Annotated in this window: 4 protein-coding genes; 1 reads left to right on the forward strand and 3 read right to left on the reverse strand. The window is 69.6% G+C overall.

The window, feature by feature from the left end; genetic code table 11:
* Both VMR86_14270 and rfaD read right to left on the reverse strand, forming a co-directional pair.
* On the reverse strand, positions 1-380 hold a 380-nt coding region (locus VMR86_14270; GenBank protein HTO08212.1), incomplete at its 3' end, for a VOC family protein.
* A gap of 51 nt (positions 381-431) precedes the next feature.
* Positions 432-1,376 (reverse strand): ADP-glyceromanno-heptose 6-epimerase, encoded by a 945-nt coding sequence (gene rfaD, locus VMR86_14275; protein HTO08213.1) that lies wholly within the window; start codon positions 1,374-1,376, stop codon positions 432-434.
* A gap of 68 nt (positions 1,377-1,444) precedes the next feature.
* Between rfaD and VMR86_14280 the strand changes: the two genes are divergently transcribed.
* A complete protein-coding gene (locus VMR86_14280) occupies positions 1,445-2,245 on the forward strand; it encodes a phytanoyl-CoA dioxygenase family protein (GenBank protein ID HTO08214.1) in 801 nt (266 codons plus the stop codon).
* On the opposite strand, the gene tesB is transcribed toward VMR86_14280, so the two are convergent.
* The gene (gene tesB, locus VMR86_14285; protein ID HTO08215.1) at positions 2,232-3,032 is read right to left on the reverse strand and encodes an acyl-CoA thioesterase II; all 801 of its coding nucleotides are present in this window, start codon (positions 3,030-3,032) and stop codon (positions 2,232-2,234) included. The genes VMR86_14280 and tesB overlap by 14 nt on opposite strands.
* Between the last annotated feature and the right edge of the window lies 1 nt (position 3,033).

Below are 3,033 nucleotides of genomic sequence, written 5' to 3' on the forward strand. Positions count from 1 at the left end.
GTGCCGTCCGGGTCCTCGACGATTGCATATCGAGCGCCCCAGAAGGCATCGAACGGCGGCTGTGAGCTCCGGTGACCGAGGCCCGTGAGCTTTCCGTGGATCCGGTCGACGTCCTCGCGCGCGGGCACATGGAACGTGAGCACGATCCGTGTGCCCGTGCCCGTGGGCTTCTTCCAGCCGCGGTAGTAGACCCCCGCCAGCTTGACGCTGTCGAAGTGGATCTGCAGCCCGCCCGGCAGCTTGAAGTCCACGTGGTGTACACCGGTCGGTGTACGCCAGAGGGCGGACTCGGGAATGTCGACGCCCAGCGCGCGGTAGAACGCGACCGTGGCCTCCATGTCGCTCACCACCAGGTCGATCTGATCGAGGTCGAGCTTCATGGGCGCGATCGTAACCGCAGGGCCCACCCGCGGTCTTGAAGATTCGGGAGCTCAGGCGCGCTCGATTTCCTTGAGATAGCGCGCCACGCCGGCCTCGACCGGCAGGAAGGGCAGGTCGCAGCCCGCGTCGCGCAGGTTGCCGAGGTTCGCCTCGGTGAAGCTCTGGTAGCTACCGCGCAGCTTCTCGGGGAAGGGCACGTACTCGATCTTGCCGCGACCGTGGTGCGCGATCACGGAGCGCGCCACGTCGTTGAAGGTCTGCGCGCGGCCCGTGCCGACGTTGTAGATGCCCGACACGTCACGGTGCTCGAGGAACCACAGGTTCACCGCCACCACGTCGCCCACGTACACGAAGTCGCGCCGCTGCTCGCCGTGCGAGAAGCCGTCACTGCCCTCGAACAGCCGGACCACGTCGCCGTCCTTTAGCTGCAGGTGGTGCTTCCAGGCGACGCTCGCCATGTCGCCCTTGTGTGACTCGCGCGGACCGTACACGTTGAAGTAGCGCAAGCCGACGACCTGGCTCTTGAGCTCACGCGCGCGGTGTCTCACCCAGCGGTCGAACAAGAGCTTCGACCAGCCGTACAGGTTGAGCGGGCGCTCGCAGGCCGGGTCCTCGCGGAACACCGGGCCCATGCCGTAGACCGCGGCCGACGAGGCGTAGATCAGGGGGATGCGCTGGCTGGTCGTGAAGCGCAGCAGCGTCTTCGAGGCCTCGTAGTTGTCGCCCAGCATCACGCGGCCGTTCCACTCCGTGGTGTCGGAGCACGCGCCCTGGTGCAGGACGGCCTCGACCCGGCCGTCGAGCGAGCCGGCAGTCAGCTTGCCGAGGAAGACCTCCTTGTCGACGTAGTCTTCGAAGTCACAGTCGACCAGGTTCGCGAACTTGCGCCCGTTGGTGAGGTCGTCGACCAGGAGCAGGTCGGCGCGGCCGCGCGCGTTCAGCGCACGCACGAGATTCGAGCCGATGAAGCCCGCGGCCCCGGTGACGACGATCAACGGCCTCGCTCCTATTCCGTCCTGTTCCGGCTTGACCCGGCAGGTTGCGCGCCTCAAGCTGCCGCGCCGTGACGCTCGCCGCCACGTCTTCCGAGCTCGAGGCCTTCCGCGCCCGGGGCTACTTCGTTCGCGAGCGCGTCTTTGCCGCCGCGGAGCTCGAAGTCCTGCGTTCCGCGGTCGAGCGCGTGCACACTCGCGTCGTTTCGGAGTCACGCGCGCCACACGCCGCCGGCGTCGAGCGCATCGACGGCAAGCGCTACCAGGAGCTGGCCGGCGCCTGCGTGAAGTGGGAGTGGGACGAGGCGCGCGCGGACGTCCGATCGATGGAGCCGTTCGTGCACCTCGACCCCGCGCTCGACGCGCTGGCGGACGACCCGCGGCTGTGGCGGCCGGTGACCCGGTTGTGCGGCACCGAGAGACTCGCGCTCTTCACCGACAAGCTGAACTTCAAGCGCCCGGGCGGCGCGCCGTTCCCCTGGCACCAGGACAGCCCGTACTTCGCCTTCGAGTGCCCGCACGTCGACCGGCTGGTGTCGGTGCAGGTGTATCTCGACGACGCCACCGCCGAGAACGGCTGCCTGTGGATGATCCCCGGCTCGCACCGCGCGGGCGTGCTGCCGGGACTCACCGACCGCGGCGTGGTCGGCAGGCTCTACACCGACGTCGAGCGCGCGCTCGCCGAAGCCCCGCGCGTGCCGCTCGCCGCGCCCGCGGGCAGCGCGATCTTCTTCCACGGCGACGTGGTGCACGGCTCGCAAGTGAACCGCTCGAGCGCGAGCCGCCGCGCCTTCGTGCTGACCTACCAGCCCGCGGGTCACTCGCAGTTCCGCCGCCCGGGCGTGCGCGACGTGGGCGCTACGAGAACCTGACGCGAATCAGCCCTTCCTGAGTCACCGAAGCGACGAGCTTCCCGTCGCGCGTGAAGACGCTGCCGCGGTTGAACCCGCGCGCGCCGGACGCGCTCGGGCTGTCCTGGGCGTAGAGCAGCCATTCGTCGGCGCGGAACGGCCGGTGGAACCACATGGCGTGGTCGAGGCTCGCCGACTGCAGCTTGTCGTTCCACCACGACACGGCGTGGGGCAGGGTGCTGGTGTCGAGCAAAGTCAGGTCCGAGGCGTACGCCAACACACACTGGTGTAGCGCGGGGTCGTCCGGCAGTCGGTCGACCGCACGGAACCACACGTGCTGCACGGGCGGCCGCGGCTCGGGGTCGAACTCGTCCTGGGGATCGATCGGCCGCACCTCGATCGGGCGCGCGCGCGTGAAGATCGGCCGCATGCGCTCGGGCAGCCGGTCGGCGACCTCCATGCGCAGCTCGGTCTCGCTCTTGAGCCCGTCGGGCCCGCGCACCTTGGGCATCTCGGCCTGGTGCTCGAAGCCCGGCTCCTCGACCTGAAACGATGCCTGCAGGTTGAAGATCGGCCGCCCGTGCTGGATCGCGACCACGCGCCGCGTCGTGAAGCTCGTGCCGTCGCGGATCCGGTCCACGTCGTACAGGATCGGCACCTCCGGGTCACCCGGCCGCAGGAAGTAGGCGTGGAACGAGTGCGCCGTGCGCCCCTCGACCGTGCGGCCCGCCGCCACCAGCGCCTGCCCGATCACCTGTCCGCCGAACACCCGCTGCCAGCCTTCGCGCGGACTGACTCCGCGGAACAGG

The organism is Myxococcota bacterium (assembly GCA_035498015.1).
Taxonomy (GTDB): Bacteria; Myxococcota_A; UBA9160; order SZUA-336; family SZUA-336; genus VGRW01.